The sequence below is a fragment of the Streptomyces sp. NPDC025618 genome (genome assembly GCF_055558795.1).
Map to the genome: position 1 here is coordinate 1 of NZ_JBVHLW010000071.1, position 15,292 is coordinate 15,292.

Annotated in this window: 16 protein-coding genes; 9 read left to right on the forward strand and 7 right to left on the reverse strand. The window is 72.1% G+C overall.

Going from position 1 to position 15,292, the window contains the following annotated elements:
* Positions 1-136 precede the first annotated feature (136 nt).
* Positions 137-1,414 carry a L,D-transpeptidase gene (locus ACZ4A5_RS30700; protein ID WP_398874950.1) on the reverse strand — a complete coding sequence of 426 codons (1,278 nt, stop codon included), beginning with the start codon at positions 1,412-1,414 and terminating at the stop codon, positions 137-139.
* 369 nt (positions 1,415-1,783) lie between these two features.
* On the opposite strand from ACZ4A5_RS30700, the gene ACZ4A5_RS30705 reads away from it, so the two are divergent.
* The gene (locus tag ACZ4A5_RS30705) at positions 1,784-2,059 is read left to right on the forward strand and encodes a hypothetical protein (protein WP_467591406.1); all 276 of its coding nucleotides are present in this window, start codon (positions 1,784-1,786) and stop codon (positions 2,057-2,059) included.
* 6 nt (positions 2,060-2,065) lie between these two features.
* On the opposite strand, the gene hutH is transcribed toward ACZ4A5_RS30705, so the two are convergent.
* The 5 genes from hutH to ACZ4A5_RS30730 all read right to left on the reverse strand — a co-directional run bounded on the left by hutH (position 2,066) and on the right by ACZ4A5_RS30730 (position 8,310).
* Positions 2,066-3,610: a histidine ammonia-lyase gene (hutH, locus tag ACZ4A5_RS30710; RefSeq protein WP_467591409.1), complete on the reverse strand. Its 1,545-nt coding sequence runs from the start codon at positions 3,608-3,610 to the stop codon at positions 2,066-2,068.
* 72 nt (positions 3,611-3,682) lie between these two features.
* A complete protein-coding gene (locus ACZ4A5_RS30715) occupies positions 3,683-4,813 on the reverse strand; it encodes a GGDEF domain-containing protein (protein ID WP_467591435.1) in 1,131 nt (376 codons plus the stop codon).
* A 461-nt stretch (positions 4,814-5,274) separates the two neighbouring features.
* A complete protein-coding gene (locus ACZ4A5_RS30720; RefSeq protein WP_467591411.1) occupies positions 5,275-6,069 on the reverse strand; it encodes an enoyl-CoA hydratase/isomerase family protein in 795 nt (264 codons plus the stop codon).
* 80 nt (positions 6,070-6,149) lie between these two features.
* Positions 6,150-7,349 (reverse strand): adenylate/guanylate cyclase domain-containing protein, encoded by a 1,200-nt coding sequence (locus ACZ4A5_RS30725; protein WP_467591413.1) that lies wholly within the window; start codon positions 7,347-7,349, stop codon positions 6,150-6,152.
* A 91-nt stretch (positions 7,350-7,440) separates the two neighbouring features.
* Entirely contained in the window at positions 7,441-8,310 is an 870-nt protein-coding gene (locus tag ACZ4A5_RS30730) for a biotin--[acetyl-CoA-carboxylase] ligase (protein ID WP_467591416.1), read from the reverse strand.
* A gap of 133 nt (positions 8,311-8,443) precedes the next feature.
* Between ACZ4A5_RS30730 and ACZ4A5_RS30735 the strand changes: the two genes are divergently transcribed.
* From ACZ4A5_RS30735 to ACZ4A5_RS30755, 5 genes are all read left to right on the forward strand, one after another.
* A complete protein-coding gene (locus ACZ4A5_RS30735; protein ID WP_467591419.1) occupies positions 8,444-10,051 on the forward strand; it encodes an acyl-CoA carboxylase subunit beta in 1,608 nt (535 codons plus the stop codon).
* 21 nt (positions 10,052-10,072) lie between these two features.
* Entirely contained in the window at positions 10,073-10,279 is a 207-nt protein-coding gene (locus tag ACZ4A5_RS30740; protein WP_366005106.1) for an acyl-CoA carboxylase epsilon subunit, read from the forward strand.
* 125 nt (positions 10,280-10,404) lie between these two features.
* Positions 10,405-10,536 carry a morphogenic membrane protein MmpB gene (gene mmpB, locus ACZ4A5_RS30745; protein WP_366005105.1) on the forward strand — a complete coding sequence of 44 codons (132 nt, stop codon included), beginning with the start codon at positions 10,405-10,407 and terminating at the stop codon, positions 10,534-10,536.
* A 101-nt stretch (positions 10,537-10,637) separates the two neighbouring features.
* Positions 10,638-12,104, forward strand: a complete 1,467-nt coding sequence (locus ACZ4A5_RS30750; protein ID WP_467591422.1) for a peptidoglycan D,D-transpeptidase FtsI family protein — start codon at positions 10,638-10,640, stop codon at positions 12,102-12,104.
* Positions 12,105-12,124: 20 nt separating this feature from the next.
* On the forward strand, positions 12,125-12,736 hold the full coding sequence (locus ACZ4A5_RS30755) for a Maf family protein (RefSeq protein ID WP_467591425.1): 612 nt from the start codon (positions 12,125-12,127) through the stop codon (positions 12,734-12,736).
* Between the two features lie 90 nt (positions 12,737-12,826).
* Here the strand turns inward: ACZ4A5_RS30755 and ACZ4A5_RS30760 are convergent, their stop codons facing one another.
* Positions 12,827-13,117 carry a hypothetical protein gene (locus ACZ4A5_RS30760; RefSeq protein ID WP_467591428.1) on the reverse strand — a complete coding sequence of 97 codons (291 nt, stop codon included), beginning with the start codon at positions 13,115-13,117 and terminating at the stop codon, positions 12,827-12,829.
* 213 nt (positions 13,118-13,330) lie between these two features.
* Between ACZ4A5_RS30760 and ACZ4A5_RS30765 the strand changes: the two genes are divergently transcribed.
* From ACZ4A5_RS30765 to ACZ4A5_RS30775, 3 genes are all read left to right on the forward strand, one after another.
* Complete coding sequence (locus ACZ4A5_RS30765; RefSeq protein WP_467591431.1) at positions 13,331-13,897, forward strand: DJ-1/PfpI family protein; 567 nt, start codon at positions 13,331-13,333, stop codon at positions 13,895-13,897.
* 90 nt (positions 13,898-13,987) lie between these two features.
* The gene (locus ACZ4A5_RS30770) at positions 13,988-14,752 is read left to right on the forward strand and encodes an IclR family transcriptional regulator (RefSeq protein WP_467591433.1); all 765 of its coding nucleotides are present in this window, start codon (positions 13,988-13,990) and stop codon (positions 14,750-14,752) included.
* A 388-nt stretch (positions 14,753-15,140) separates the two neighbouring features.
* The coding region (locus tag ACZ4A5_RS30775; RefSeq protein ID WP_467585625.1) for a biotin carboxylase N-terminal domain-containing protein at positions 15,141-15,292 on the forward strand (152 nt) is incomplete at its 3' end.

Here is a 15,292-nt window from a genome sequence, read left to right on the forward strand (position 1 = left end):
GGGTGGGGTGCCCGCTGCGCCTTCTTGGCTCCCCCCCTCCCTCTCCCCCCCCCCCCCCGGGGGGGGGGGGGGGGGGTGCCCCCCCCCCCCCCCCCCCCCCCCCGTCCGTCAGCTCAAGCGCTACGCGCCAACCGCGCTACGCGCCCGTCGCGCTGCCCGCGACCCAGGCGTTCCAGTCCATGTTCCAGCCGTTGAGGCCGTTGTCCGGGGCGATGGTCTTGTCGTTGGAGCCCTTGACCTCGACCACGTCGCCGATCTGCGAGTTGTTGAAGAACCAGGCACCCGACGTGGACGGGTCGTCCGCGCCCTGCTTGTCCTCCAGGCCCACGCAGCCGTGGCTGGTGTTGGCGACGCCGAAGATGCCGCTGCCCCAGTAGTTGCCGTGGATGAACGTGCCCGACGTGGACAGGCGCATCGCGTGCGGCACGTCCTTGATGTCGTACTCGCCCTTGCCGTCGGACTTGCTGAAGCCGACGGTGGAGCCGTCCATCCGGGTCTCCTTGAACTTCTCGGAGATCACCATCTTGCCGTTGTACGTGGGGTTCTCGGGGCTGCCGGCCGAGATCGGGATCGTCTTGAGGGTCTTGCCGTCCCGGACGACCGTCATCTGGTGGGTCTTCGCGTCGACCGTGGAGACCTGCGAGTGGCCGATCTTGAAGGAGACCGTCTTCTTCTGCACGCCCTTGATGCCCGGGGCACCCTCGACACCGTCGAGGTCGAGCTTCAGGGTGACGTCGGAGTTGGCCTTCCAGTAGTCCTGCGGGCGGAAGTCGATGCGCTGGTCACCGAACCAGTGACCGACGACCTTCTGGCCGCTGCTGGAGTTGACCGTGATGCCGGACTGGACGGCCTTGCGGTCCTTGATCGGCTTGTCGAAGTTGATCGACACCGGCATGCCGACACCGACGGTGGAACCGTCCTCCGGCGTGAAGGAGCCGATGAAGCTGTTGGTGGGCGAGACGGTGGCGAAGGAGGAGTTCTCCGTGGCCTTGCGGCCGTCGGAGTCCTTGGCCTCGACGACCACCTTGTACTTGGTGGACCGCTCGAGCTGCTTGGCGGGCTGCCACGACTTCTTGTCCGGCGATATCGTGCCCTCGACCGGGGTGCCCTTGTCGTCCGTCATCTTGACGCTGGTCAGCTCGCCGTCACTGACGGTGACCTTGGCGGCCTCGGCGGTGATCCCGGCGTTGGTCGAGCCGTCCTTCTGCGCGATCTTGATCTGCGCCTTGGAGGCTTCCTTGGCGGCGGCGGCGTCGACCTTGTTCTGCGCCTTGCCGTTGTTGCCGCCGGAGCCGTTCTTGCCGTCGTCATCGCCGCCGCCACAGGCGGCGAGAGTCAGCACACCACCGAGCACAGCGGCCGCGGCCACCAGGGCCTTGCGACGCTTGCCGTCCGTCATCACACGCTTCTCCATTGCTCCTGGACCCCGAATCCCCGAGCCGAATCGTGGGGCAACACGCATACCGGCTATTGCTTGAGATACGTCTTTACCGATTCGCCCGTTCCACCCCTCGGGGAAGTGTGGGGAAGACCACGCCAGTAAAGCGCCTCGGAGGGCCGACATGGTAGCCGGGGTCTTGGTATGACCGTGATGTCCATGATGCAGGCGAGGCGGCGACCGGGACCAGGGTCGAGGGCCCCTTGACATTCGACCGCGGCGTCCGGCCCGTCTCACGCGTCCCGGCTTCCCCCGGGCCCGTTCGTATCACTAACATCGGGTCAGTTGAGGCGGTGCGGCGCTGCCGCTCCCTCAACCTCCGGCACTTCAAGGGGGATTCGTTCCGTGACCGCACGCCGCCCGCTGCTGACCGCCGTCGCCGCCGGTTCGCTCCTGTGCGCGGTGTGGTTCATGCCGAGCGCGCACGCGACGCCGGAGCGGACCGCGCCCGCGCAGCGGAGCGCCGAGCCGGCCGCCGCCCCCGCCGAGCAGCAGCTCTCCCTGGCCGACACGGGCAGCGTGGACACCACGCCGTACGTCTTCGGGGGCGTGGCCTTCGTGGCGGCGGGTGGCGCGCTGGTCACCGCCGCTGTGCGCAGGTCGCGCACAGCGGCTCGCTGACCTCGCTCAGGCCAGCCGCCCGGTCACGGGCTCGACGGTCTCCACCAGCTTGCCGGTGCGCACGAACGCCTCGGCCGCGGCCAGGTCAGGGGCGAGGAAACGATCCCCTCCGGGGCCCTCGACACCGGCCTCGCGGACGGCCTTCAGCACCGCCTGGCTCGCAGGGGCGGGCGACAGGCCCGTACGCAGCTCGATCGCGCGCGCGGCGGCGACCAGCTCGACCGCGACGACGCGGGTGAGGGCGTCAACAGCCGTACGCAGCTTGCGCGCCGCGGACCACCCCATCGATACATGGTCCTCCTGCATCGCGGACGACGGGATCGAGTCCACGGAGGCGGGCACGGCGAGCCGCTTCATCTCGCTCACCAGGGCGGCCTGGGTGTACTGCGCGATCATCAGACCGGAGTCGACCCCCGGGTCCCCGGCCAGGAAGGGCGGCAGGCCGTGCGAGCGGTTCTTGTCCAGCAGCCGGTCCGTGCGGCGCTCGGCGATCGACGCGAGGTCGGCGGCGGCGATGGCGAGGAAGTCCAGGACGTACGCGACCGGGGCGCCGTGGAAGTTGCCGTTGGACTCGACCCGGCCGTCGGGCAGGACGACGGGGTTGTCGACGGCGGCGGCGAGTTCGCGGTCGGCGACGAGCCGGGCGTGGGCGAGGGTGTCCCGGCCGGCGCCCGCGACCTGCGGGGCGCAGCGGATGGAGTAGGCGTCCTGGACGCGCGGCGCGTCGTCCTGGTGGTGCCCGGTCAGGCCCGAACCGGCCAGCACGCGCAGCATGTTGTCCGCGCTCGCGCCCTGACCCGGGTGCGGGCGGATGGTGTGCAGCTCGGGCGCGAGGACCTTCTCCGAGCCCAGCAGGGCCTCCAGCGACAGGGCGGCGGTGACGTCGGCCGACGTGATCAGCCGGGCGAGGTCGGCGCAGGCCACGACGAGCATGCCCAGCATGCCGTCGGTGCCGTTGAGGAGCGCGAGCCCCTCCTTCTCCCGCAGCTCGACGGGCGCGATGCCGTGCTCGGCGAGCAGCTCGCCGGCCGGGCGCAGCGCGCCGTCCGGGCCCTCGGCCTGGCCCTCTCCCATGAGGGTGAGCGCGCAGTGGGAGAGCGGCGCGAGGTCGCCGGAGCAGCCGAGGGAGCCGTATTCGTGCACCACCGGCGTGATACCGGCGTTGAGGATCGCGGCCATCGTCTCGACGACGAGGGGCCTCACGCCCGTACGGCCGGAGGCGAGGGTCTTCAGCCGCAGGAACATCAGCGCGCGGACGACCTCGCGCTCCACGCGCGGGCCCATGCCGGCGGCGTGCGAGCGCACGATGTTGCGCTGGAGCTGGGCGCGCAGGTCGGGGCTGATGTGGCGGACGGCGAGGGCACCGAAGCCGGTGGAGACGCCGTAGACGGGGTCGGGCTTGGCGGCGAGGTCGTCGATGACCTGCCGGGAGGCGGCGACAGCGGCCAGCGCCTCCTCGGACACGACGACGCGCGCGCCGCCACGCGCCACGGCGATCACGTCTTCCGCGGTCGTCCCGGCCGTCCCCACCACCACAGTGTGCATATCCATATTCAGGCACCCTAGAGACTGAATCGCCACCTGTCACTAGGCGTCTCGCGGACGGCCGCGCGGGGCGGTGCGCTACCGCCGTCCACGGAAGCGGCGCCGCTCGGCGGGAGCGGCCGCGGGCGGGTGGTCCGCGAGTTCCAGCACGGGGTCCGCGGGCCCGTCGCGGCCCGCGACCACCGGCTTCGCGGCGAGCGCCGCCTTCGCGCGGTACTGCGCCGCGTCCGCGAGCCGGAACAGCCGCCGGGCCGTACGCACCGGCCCGATCGGGTCCCCCGTGGAGGCGACCCCGCACGCGACGCCCTCGCCGAGCTCCAAACCGGCCGCCCGGCGGCACAGTTCGTCGGCGACGCGCACCACCTCGTCCGCCGACGGGCCGACCGTCAGCAGGCAGAACTCGTCACCGCCCAGCCGCGCCGCCAGCGTGCCCGGCAGCATCGCCCCGCACAGGGACAGCACCGAGCCGAACCGTTCCAGCAACCGGTCCCCCACCGCGTGGCCCAGGGTGTCGTTGACCCGCTTCAGGCCGTTGAGGTCGCACACGACGAGGCTGACGACGACGTCCTCCGCGAGGTGCCGCTCCACGGCCTCGTCGAGGCGGGCGTCGACCGCGCGGCGGTTGCCCAGGCCGGTCAGCGGGTCGGTGAAGGCGAGGCGGCGGACCTCCTCCAGCCGCTCGGTCTGGGCGATCCCGGCCGCCGCCACGGCGGCGAGCACGGTCGCGAAGTCCGCGTCCGTACGGTCGAAGGCGGGCGCGCCCGGTGGTCGCGCCACGTACAGCTCGCCCCAGGCCCGGCCGTGCAGCACGATCGGGGCGACCACACAGCAGCCGCGCCCGCGCCGGCGCAGCGCGGCCACCCGCTGCCAGCCGGCGCCTTCCGCGTTTTCCGGGCTTTCCGCCTTCTCCGGGGTTTCCGTATTTTCCGGGGTTTCCGCGTATTCCACCCACGCGCGGGGCCCGGGGCCGCCTCCGGCCCACTCCTCGTGCAGGAACTCGGCGATCTCGGGAAAGTCGTGCACCGGATAGGACTCGTCCTCCGGGCAGCGCTCCTCGCCCTCCGCCAGCTCGCCCGCGTTCACCAGCACGCGCAGCCGGCCGTGCCCGCGCTCCCACGCCGAGATGGCCGCGAAACTGCCGCCCAGCGCGAGCCGGGACCGCTCCGCGGCGGCACCGACGGAATCCAGGGGTGACTGGGCCGCCGCCATCGCCTGCGCGAGCTCCACGACGGCGCGCAGCCGGATGTCGCACTCCCCGCTTTCTGCCACCTCGAATGCCTCACATTCTTTCGCTGCGCGCGGCTTTCTGCACCCAGCGTATGAATGTTGTGCGGTTTCTGCTTCGCGGCGGGTCGAGGGGGCGACGGGGGTGGCGACCGGGGGCTTTTTCCCCAGCCCCGCCCCTTCCCGGCTGCATCTGATGTGCGGCTCCGCCGCGTGGGGGGCTGCGCCCCGGACCCCCCAGCAACACGCTTCGCGCGTTGTCCTCAAACGCCGGACGGGCTGAATATTCAGCCCGTCCGGCGTTTGAGGACGCGGCCGCAGGCCGCTCCCGCCGCAGGCGGCAACGAAACCCGCAGCCGGGGGGCCTGGGGCACGCGCCCCAGTTTCGGGAAGGGGCGGGTAGGGGAACAAAGCGCCGCAGGCACCCTGCCCGCACCCTCAAAAAATCACACTCCGGGCCACTCCGGCACCCTCTTCTCGTTGAACGCCGCCACCCCCTCCACCCGGTCCCCCGAGAAAGCGACCGCGCGCCACGCCGCGTCCTCCACCTCGAGGCCCGTCCGCAGGTCCAGGCCGTGCCCAAGACGCAGCGCCTTCTTCGCCGCGCGCAGCCCCACCGGGGAGTTGGCCGCCATGCGCCCGGCCAGGGCGAGCGCCTCGGCGCGGTCCTCGCCCTCCGGGACGAGCTGGTCGACCAGGCCGAGCTCGCGCGCCTCCTCCGCCGCCACCCGCCGTGCCGTGAAGATCAGTTCGGCCGCCCGCGCGGCGCCGACGCGGCGGGGCAGCAGCTGGGTGCCGCCGCCGCCCGGGATCACCCCGACCGACACCTCGGGCAGGCCCACCACGGCCGTGGTGTCGGCGACGATCACGTCGCAGGAGAGGGCCAGTTCATAGCCGCCGCCGAGGGCGAAGCCGTGCACCGCCGCGACGGTCGGCACGGGCAGTTCCAGCACGCCGGTGTACGCGGCGCGGGCGTGCGGGCGCTGCCGCGCGAGGTCGGCCTCGGTGAAGGAGTTGCGCTCCTTGAGGTCCGCGCCGACGCAGAACGCCCGCTCGTGCGTGGAGGTGAGCACGACGACCCGCGCGGAGGCGTCGGCGGCGAGGGCCGCGGTGGCCTCCGCGATGCGGGCGCCCATCTCGGTGGAGACGGCGTTCATGGCCTTGGGACGGTCGAGCACGAGCTCGGCGACATGCCCGTGCCGCCGGATCCGGATCCATTCGCCGAAGCGCTGCTCACTCATGCGGACCTCCTGTTAACGACCGTGAACCTGTCGCAAGGATCTTCGCCCGCCGGGGAGATGTCCAGAGCGGCGGCGGGCCGTCAGTCGCCGCCCCTGCGGGTGAGCAGCCATGGCTCCACCACGCCCAGACCGCGCACCGGCCGCTGCCACATCGGCTGGAGGGCGAAGCGGTAGAGCTCGTCCGCCTCCGGCCCCACCTCCGCCTCGGACTTCGGGGCGTCGCCGCTGCGGGCCAGTTCCTCGGCGAACGCGGCGTCGACCAGGACGGCGTCCTTCGGCGCTATCGACGTCAGCCGGGAGGCGAGGTTCACGGTCGTGCCGAAGACGTCGCCCATGCGGGTCGTGACCGTGCCGAAGGCGATGCCGACGCGGAGTTCGGGCATCGTCTCGTCGTGGGTCATGGTCTCGATCAGCCGCAGGCCGATCTCGGCGGCGGTGCCCGCGTCGTCGGCCGCGTAGAGCACCTCGTCGCCCAGGGTCTTGATGAGCCGGCCGCCGTGCGCGGCCACCAGGTCGGCGGCGGTCGTCTCGAACGCCTCGACCAGCTCGCCCAGCTCCTCCTCCTCCAGACGGCGCGTCAGGCGGGTGAAGCCCACGAGGTCGGCGAAGCCCACGGCGAGGCGCCGGTCGACCATCTCGGCGTCGTCCTGGGCCTGGACGACGCGGCCGGTGGCGGCGGCGAGCTGCCGCCGCCAGACGTAGATGAGGAATTCCTCGAGCTCCGGCAGCAGCAGCTCGACCAGCGGATAGGTGATCTCCGTCCGCGTCATGCCCGGTTCCTGAGGCTCGGTCAGGCCCTCCAGGAAGGAGTCGATCTGCCAGTCGGCGAGCCGGGCCGTGGTCTGCCCGGTGGAGCGGGCGACCTGCACGGCCATCGGCTCGCTGAGCAGCCCGGCCTCGACCAGGCCCGCGAGGCGGCGCAGCGCGAGGACGTCGGCCTCGGTGAGCGCGCGGGCCTGGCCGATGTCGGCGAAGCCCATGGCGCGCCAGAAGCGGGCGGCGAGGTCCATGGAGACGCCGGCCGCGCGGGCGGCCTGGAAGGGGGTGTAGCGGCGTTCGGCGCCGAGGATGAGCGCCTCCAGGCGCAGGGCGATGGGGTCGCCGCCCTCGTCGCCGTACTCCTCGACCCCCTTGGCGGCGGCGCGGCCGGCGCTCTCCGCGCCACCGCTCGCACCGGACCCGCCGGTGTCGCGCTCGGCTCTCCCGGTGCTCCCCCGCTCGGCGCCGTCGTCACCCGTGGCCTCGGCGGCACGGGGGCTTCCCCCACCGTCGGCGGTCACCGCCCGCCCCCTGTCAGTTCCGTGCGCACTGCCCTGCCGATCACTGCTCGCTTAGGTTCCGGGCACAACGATACGACAGGTGTGCCGTAGCTCACTCTTCCGACGGCGCGGGCCGCAGGTGGACGATGTCGCCCGCGTCCACCGGCCGCCGCACCCCGTCGCCCGTGGCCAGCACCAGCCGGCCGTCCCCGTCCACGGCCACAGCCTCCCCGACGAGCTCGCGGTCACCGGGCAGTTCGGCCCGTACGGTGCGGCCGAGCGTGGCGCAGCCCGCCGCGTACGCCTCCTGGAGACGGCACGCGCCGGGGTCGCCTCCGGCGCGCCGCCACTCGCCGTACCACTCCTCCAGGGAGCGGAGCACGGCCCGCAGCAGCGGGTCGCGGTCCACGGACCGCGCTCCGGCCAGGGCGAGGGAACCGGCCGTGGGCACGGGCAGTTCCGTCGCGCGCAGGGTCACGTTCAGGCCGATGCCCACGACAACGCTGTCACCGGCGCGCTCGGCGAGGATGCCGCCGGCCTTGCGCTCGGCGCCGTCGACCGTCACCAGCAGGTCGTTGGGCCACTTCAGGGCCGTGTCGACCCCGGCGGAGCGGGCCACCGCGGCGGCCGTCGCCACGCCGGCGAGCAGCGGCAGCCAGCCCCAGCGCGCCACGGGCACGTCCGGCCCCGGGGTGAGGAGGACGGAGAAGAACAGGCCGGAGCGCGGCGGCGCCGACCAGGTCCGGTCCAGCCGCCCGCGCGCGGCGGACTGCTCCTCCGCGACGAGCACCGCGCCTTCCTCCGCCGCGCCGGAGGTGGCGGCCGCGACCAGGTCGGAGTTGGTGGACCCGGTGCGGGGCACCACGTCCAGCGAGGTCCACAGCCCGTCGGGCCGCAGCAGTCCGCGCCGGAGCGCGGGGGTGTTGAGGGGCGGCCGGTCCAGGTCGGACCAGCGGTTGCCGGAGTCGTCGGAGGGCGTCATGAGGGCAACCTTAGGAGGCGTGCGACGGGGTACGGGTGTGGCCAACGACGCAGTGCCGTAGCGCATGCACGCGGATACGCTACGAACCGGTAGCCCAGTCAGCCCCCTCAGGACGAGCAGGAGCCGCATCCCGATGTCCGAGCCAGACACCACCCGTGGATCCGATATCGACATCCACACCACCGCGGGCAAGCTCGCGGACCTCCAGCGCCGGATCGAGGAGGCGACGCACGCGGGCTCCGCTCGGGCGGTGGAGAAGCAGCACGCCAAGGGCAAGCTGACCGCCCGCGAGCGCATCGAACTGCTGCTGGATGAAGGTTCCTTCGTCGAACTGGACGAGTTCGCCCGGCACCGCTCGACCAATTTCGGCATCGAGAAGAACCGGCCGTACGGCGACGGCGTCGTCACCGGCTACGGCACGGTCGACGGCCGGACGATCTGCGTCTACTCCCAGGACTTCACGATCTTCGGCGGTTCGCTGGGCGAGGTCTACGGCGAGAAGATCGTCAAGGTCATGGACTTCGCGCTGAAGAACGGCTGCCCGGTCGTCGGCATCAACGACGGCGGCGGCGCCCGGATCCAGGAGGGCGTGGTCGCCCTCGGCCTGTTCGCCGAGATCTTCCGCCGCAATGTGCACGCCTCCGGGGTGGTCCCGCAGATCTCCCTGATCGTCGGCCCCTGCGCGGGCGGCGCGGTCTACTCCCCCGCGATCACCGACTTCACGGTGATGGTCGATCAGACCTCGCACATGTTCATCACCGGCCCGGACGTCATCAAGACGGTCACCGGTGAGGACGTCGGCTTCGAGGAGCTGGGCGGCGCCCGCACGCACAACACCACCTCGGGCGTGGCCCACCACATGGCGGGTGACGAGAAGGACGCCATCGAGTACATCAAGGCGCTGCTGTCCTACCTCCCGTCCAACAACCTCTCCGAGCCGCCCGCCTTCCCCGAGGAGGCGGACCTGGGCGTCTCGGACGCCGACCGCGAGCTCGACACCCTGATCCCGGACTCGGCCAACCAGCCGTACGACATGCGCACCGGGATCGAACACGTCCTGGACGACGGCGAGTTCCTGGAGACCCAGGCGCTGTTCGCCCCGAACATGATCACGGGCTTCGGCCGGGTCGAGGGCCACCCGGTGGGCGTCGTCGCCAACCAGCCGCTGCAGTTCGCCGGCTGCCTGGACATCAACGCCAGCGAGAAGGCGGCCCGGTTCGTCCGGACCTGCGACGCGTTCAACATCCCGGTGCTCACCTTCGTGGACGTGCCCGGCTTCCTCCCGGGCACCGACCAGGAGTACAACGGCATCATCCGGCGCGGCGCCAAGCTGATCTACGCCTACGCCGAGGCCACGGTCCCGCTGATCACGGTGATCACCCGCAAGGCGTTCGGCGGCGCGTACGACGTCATGGGCTCCAAGCACCTCGGCGCCGACCTCAACCTCGCCTGGCCGACCGCCCAGATCGCCGTCATGGGCGCCCAGGGCGCGGTCAACATCCTGCACCGCCGGACGCTCGCGGCCGCGGAGACCCCCCAGGAGCAGGAGGAGCTGCGCGCCAAGCTCATCGCCGACTACGAGGACACCCTGCTCAACCCCTACACGGCCGCCGAGCGCGGCTACGTCGACGCGGTGATCATGCCGCACGAGACGCGCGCCCACATCGTGCGCGGGCTGCGGGCGCTGCGGGACAAGCGCGAGGCGCTGCCGCCGAAGAAGCACGGCAACATCCCGCTGTAACAGGCCGTCGAGGAGCTGACCATGATCAAGGTCGTACGGGGCAACCCGACCCCCGAGGAGCTGGCCGCCGCCCTGGCGGTGGTCCAGGCCCGCGCGGCGGCACGGGCGACCGCCGCGCCGGAGGGCACCGCCCGCCCCGAGTGGGCCGACCCGGCCCGCCGGGTCACCGCCCGGCACACGCCGCGCCCGGGCCCGCGGGCCTGGCGGACGTCGTACTGGCCGGCCTGACCGCCCGCGCGCCGGGCCCGCCACGGGGCCCGGCCGACGGCTTTTCCCGGAGTTGACCCGCGCACCGGCGTGACTGAGTACGCGTACTCAGGCGCCGGAGGCGCGGCGGCACGACCATGGACGCCATGCTGTGGTCGGATCCGCCCGAAGAGCCTCCCGAGGAGCTGCGCGAAGCCCAGGCGATGCTCCGCCGGGCGGGCTTCGTGCTGGCCGTCGGAGTGGTGACGCTGTTCGTCCTGCTGGGGCTGCGCCCCTGACGACATGGGCGACACGCCCGGCTTCGGCACTCCTGCAACCGGAAACACCGCATTCACGTCATCACCAGTGAAATGCCGCGATTCCGGGAGTGCGCCACACCATGAACAAACCCGTGCGTCACATATCCGTCTTCGTCGGGGTGCTGGTGCTCGCCCTGCTGGTCCAGGCGACGCTGGTCCAGTTCGTACGCGGTGACGAGCTCTCCGACAACGAGCACAACCGGCGCACGAAGATCGCCACCTTCTCCCAGCCCCGCGGCGACATCATCGTCGGCGGCCAGGCCGTCACCGGCTCCGTGGAGAGCGACAGCAGCGACCTGAAGTACAAGCGCACCTACAAGGAAGGCGAGATGTACGCCCCCGTCACGGGCTACGCCTCGCAGATCTTCTCCAGCACCCAGCTGGAGAACCTCAACGACAAGCTGCTGAGCGGCCGGGACGACAGGCTCCTCTTCCAGCACACCACCGACATGCTCACCGGCAAGAAGCCGCGCGGCGGCGACGTGGTGACCACCATCGACCCCAAGGCGCAGAAGGCGGCCTACGAGGGCCTCGGCAAGTACAAGGGCGCCGTCGTCGCCCTGGACCCGCGCTCCGGCAAGGTCCTGGCCCTCGCGTCGACCCCTTCCTACGACCCCTCGGTCTTCGCCGGCGACCGCACGAAGGACTCGGACGCCTGGAAGAAGCTGGAGGCCGACAAGAACAAGCCGCTGCTCAACCGCGCGCTCAAGGACCGCTACCCGCCGGGCTCCACCTTCAAGATCCTCACCGCGGCCGCGGCGCTGGAGCACGGCGTCGTCTCGGACATCAACGCCAAGGGCGACGCCCCCACGCCGTACAAGCTCCCGAACACCACCACCTACGTCCGCAACGACGTGCAGACCCCGGACTGCGACAAGGGCTCCCTGAAGTCCGGCCTCCAGTGGTCGTGCAACAACGTCTTCCTCGATCTGGCGGACAAGCTCGGCGTCGACCGGATGCGCGAGACGGCGGAGAAGTTCGGCTTCAACGACCCCAAGGTCGACATCCCGGTGCGCGCGGTGGAGAGCGTCTACCCCAAGAAGCTCGACCGCCCGCAGACCGCGCTGACCGGCATGGGCCAGGGCAGCCTCGACAGCACCCCGCTCCAGATCGCCATGATGACCGCCGGGCTCGCCAACGACGGCAAGCTGATGAAGCCCTACATGGTCGAGGAGCTGCGCGGCCCCGACCTGAGCGTCCTGGAGAAGCACAAGCCCGAGGTGATGTCGCAGGCCGTCTCCGCCGGCACGGCGAAGAAGGTGCAGTCGATGATGGAGAACACCGCCGAGAACGGCACCGGCAAGAAGGCCCTGATCGACGGCGTGACGGTCGGTGCCAAGACCGGCACCGCCCAGCACGGTGTCAACAACGAGAAGCTGCCGTACGCCTGGTTCGTCTCCTACGCCAAGCAGGGCGACGGCTCGCCGGTCGCGGTCGCGGTCTTCATCGACCCCGAGGGCTCGGGCATCGACCGCGAGGAGATCTCCGGCGGCGGGCTCGCCGGCCCCATCGCCAAGAGCGTCATGCAGGCCGTCCTCCAGAAGTAGCGCCGCGGAGCCGCTTTACGATGGCGGGCATGACCGCTCAGCGCCGCCTCGTCCTGGCCTCCCAGTCCCCCGCCCGCCTCGGGCTGCTCCGCAACGCCGGGCTCGCGCCCGAGGTGATCGTCAGCGGGGTGGACGAGGACGCGCTCACCGCCCCGACCCCCGCCGAGCTCGCCCGGGTGCTCGCCGAGGCCAAGGCCGCCGCGGTCGCCGCGCGGGCGGAGGCCGCGGGCGCGCTGGTCGTCGGCTGCGACTCCGTGCTGGAGCTGGACGGCCAGGCGCTCGGCAAGCCGGCGGACGCCGAGGACGCCACGGCCCGCTGGAAGTCGATGCGCGGCCGCTCGGGAGTGCTGCGGACCGGCCACTGCGTGACCGACACGGCCACCGGCCGGAGCGTCTCGGCCACGGCCTCCACGACCGTGCGGTTCGGCGAGCCGACCGACGCCGAGATCGCCGCGTACGTGGCTTCCGGCGAACCCCTGCACGTCGCGGGCGCCTTCACCCTGGACGGCCGGTCCGCGCCCTTCGTCGAGGGCATCGACGGCGACCACGGCAACGTCATCGGCCTGTCGCTCCCGCTGCTGCGCAAGCTCCTGGCCGAGCTGGGGATCCCGATCACCGACCTGTGGGCCTGACCCGGCGCACACCGGACCCCGCACATGCCGGACGCCGGTACGGACCGGGTCGCGGTCCGTACCGGCGTCCGGGGCTCGCCGCTGGACCGGTTAGATCGGGGCGAGACCGGTGACCGGCGCCAGCAGCCCCAGCGCCGGGTCCAGCGCCTTGGTCACCTGGGTGATCTGACCGAGCTGGTTCAGCTTCTCCAGCTGCTTCGTACCGTCCGGGGAGATGCTGGTCGGCGGCTTGTCCGGAACCGGCCCTACGTTCGGTGGAGCGACGGTCTCCCCCGCGTTCGAGGTGGGCGTATGCGGCATGGGCGCGGCCGAGGCGACGGTGGCGGTCATGGTGAGGGCTGCGCCGGTGAGAACGGCGGCGGCTGCAATGCGCTTGATCATGCCCCACCAACGAGGTCGGTGCGTGGGGGTCACCATTCCTTGCGCCACTCGGGGGGCCGCCCCCTCCAGGAGGCGGCAGCGGCCGTACGGAGCCGGGCCGCCCGAAGTCGGCGGGGCCGCCGCGCCGTTGACCGGGCGGCGGACGGGCCCTCGGTTTTCCCTTCGGCGCCCCGGCGCATATTCGAAGGTAGCCGACCCCAAGGAGCGCGAGCCATGCCGAGGATCCTCATCACCACCGGCGACGCAGCCGAGGACCTGGAGGTCATGTACCCCTACCAGCGCCTGCTGGAGGAGGGCTACGACGTCGACATCGCCGCACCCACCGTGAAGAACCTCCAGTTCGTGGTGCACGACTTCGTCTCCGACTTCGACACCTACACCGAGAAGCCCGGCCACTGCTGGCCCGCCGACATCGCCCTCGCTCAGGTGAACCCCGCCGACTACGCGGCCGTGGTGATCCCGGGCGGCCGGGCGCCCGAGTTCCTGCGCCTGAACACCGACTTCCAGCGGATCGTCACGGCCTTCTTCGCCGCCGACAAGCCCGTGGCGCACATCTGCCACGCCGTGGTCGCCCTCGCCCCACTGGGCGTGCTCCAGGGCCGCCGGACCGCCGCCTGGCCCGCCTGCGAGCCGGACGTGCGGCTGGCCGGGGGCACCTTCGTGGACGCCGAGGCGGTCGTGGACGGCAACATGGTCTCCGCCCGCGCGTGGAACGACCACCCGGCCTGGATGCGGGCGTTCGTCGACCTCCTGCGGGAGAAGGCGCCGCTCAAGGGCTGAGCCGGGCGCTCCCGGGCGCTGTGCCAAGCTGGAGGGTCCACGTCCGCATTCCGGTTCCATGCGCCGGCGCCCGAGGGAGCCCTCGCCGTCATGCCCCAGTCCGTCGACCGCGCCCTCGACCTCCTCGACGCCGTCGCGGGCTCCGCCGGACCCGTGACCGCCAAGGCGCTCGCGCGGCGGACGGGCTGCGGGCTGTCGACGGTGTACGAGCTGCTGGGCGCCCTCACGGCCCGGGGCCACGTCGTGCGGACCGCGGGCGGCTACACCCTCGGCTACCGCGTGCCGGCCCTGCACCGCGCCTTCCAGCGGCAGATGCGGATGGACGACGAGGTGCACGGGCTGCTGCTGTCGGCCCGGCGGACGGTGGGCGCGGACACCTACTTCAGCACCTACCGGGACGGGGGCATCGCCGTCCTGGCCGGAACCTCCGCTTCCGTTCCCGCCACGGGCGGCTTCAGCGTCGGACAGGACTCCGACGGGCACGCGACGGCCCACGGCAAGATGCTGCTCTCCGCCCTCCCGCGCGCCGCCCGGCTGCGCTATCTGGCCGGGACCGGCATGCGGGCCATCACCCCGCGCACCATCACCTCGCCCGAGCTGCTGGACCGGGAGCTGCGACGGGTGCGGCGCGAAGGGGTCGCCGTGGAGATCGAGGAGTGCGCGCCGGGAGTGGCCTGTGTGGCCGTGCCCGTGCCGTCCACCGACGGCGGTCCGATGACGGCCGTCTCCGCCGCGCTGCCGCTGGAGGACTTCCACCGGCACCGGCGGGAGCTGACCGAGACGCTGCGCCATGTGGCGGCGGAGGCGGGGAAGTTGGCTGCCCGTCAGTGCGCCGGAGATCCACCGGCGCACTGAGCGGACCGGAACGCTCCGCTCGGCCGGGTGGTTACCGGCAGGTAGACGCAGGATCGGCGCTACCCATGGGTACACCGGAGAAAAGGGAGGGGAACGCGGCCCCCGCGTCCACCGCGACAGTCCGGCGACCGCGCAAACTTTGCGCCACCCCTTCGTAGGGAGTCAACAAAGAATGCGCGCCGCCACTGAGGATCATTGATCGAGACCTTGCCCACACGGGCGGACCGCCATCGGGCGCGGAACCCGGCGTACGGTGGGAGAACTGGGATTTCCGGCCCACTCCCCAGCCGCCCTTCACACTCTGTGTGGGCAAGCTCACCTCGGGAGTCGGGTCGGCACAGAGTGTTGCCTGTACCTAAACTCACCTTGTTTCAAGGAGGGAGCCATCGTGCGCAAGGTGCTCATCGCCAACCGTGGCGAAATCGCTGTCCGCGTCGCTCGCGCGTGCCGGGACGCCGGGATCGGAAGTGTGGCGGTCTACGCCGATCCGGACCGGGACGCGGTGCACGTCCGTGTCGCCGACGAGGCGTACGCGCTGGG

Bases quoted from the DNA above. Each gene is read 5' to 3' on its own strand.
- ACZ4A5_RS30735 (WP_467591419.1), top strand. From the start codon at position 8,444: ATGTCCGAGCCAGACACCACCCGTGGATCCGATATCGACATCCACACC.
- ACZ4A5_RS30720 (WP_467591411.1), bottom strand. From the start codon at position 6,069: ATGAGTGAGCAGCGCTTCGGCGAATGGATCCGGATCCGGCGGCACGGG.
- ACZ4A5_RS30755 (WP_467591425.1), top strand. From the start codon at position 12,125: ATGGCGGGCATGACCGCTCAGCGCCGCCTCGTCCTGGCCTCCCAGTCC.
- ACZ4A5_RS30760 (WP_467591428.1), bottom strand. From the start codon at position 13,117: ATGATCAAGCGCATTGCAGCCGCCGCCGTTCTCACCGGCGCAGCCCTC.
- ACZ4A5_RS30730 (WP_467591416.1), bottom strand. From the start codon at position 8,310: ATGACGCCCTCCGACGACTCCGGCAACCGCTGGTCCGACCTGGACCGG.
- ACZ4A5_RS30770 (WP_467591433.1), top strand. From the start codon at position 13,988: ATGCCCCAGTCCGTCGACCGCGCCCTCGACCTCCTCGACGCCGTCGCG.
- ACZ4A5_RS30740 (WP_366005106.1), top strand. From the start codon at position 10,073: ATGATCAAGGTCGTACGGGGCAACCCGACCCCCGAGGAGCTGGCCGCC.
- ACZ4A5_RS30700 (WP_398874950.1), bottom strand. From the start codon at position 1,414: ATGGAGAAGCGTGTGATGACGGACGGCAAGCGTCGCAAGGCCCTGGTG.
- mmpB (WP_366005105.1), top strand. From the start codon at position 10,405: ATGCTGTGGTCGGATCCGCCCGAAGAGCCTCCCGAGGAGCTGCGCGAA.
- hutH (WP_467591409.1), bottom strand. From the start codon at position 3,610: ATGGATATGCACACTGTGGTGGTGGGGACGGCCGGGACGACCGCGGAA.
- ACZ4A5_RS30765 (WP_467591431.1), top strand. From the start codon at position 13,331: ATGCCGAGGATCCTCATCACCACCGGCGACGCAGCCGAGGACCTGGAG.
- ACZ4A5_RS30715 (WP_467591435.1), bottom strand. From the start codon at position 4,813: ATGGCGGCGGCCCAGTCACCCCTGGATTCCGTCGGTGCCGCCGCGGAG.
- ACZ4A5_RS30750 (WP_467591422.1), top strand. From the start codon at position 10,638: ATGAACAAACCCGTGCGTCACATATCCGTCTTCGTCGGGGTGCTGGTG.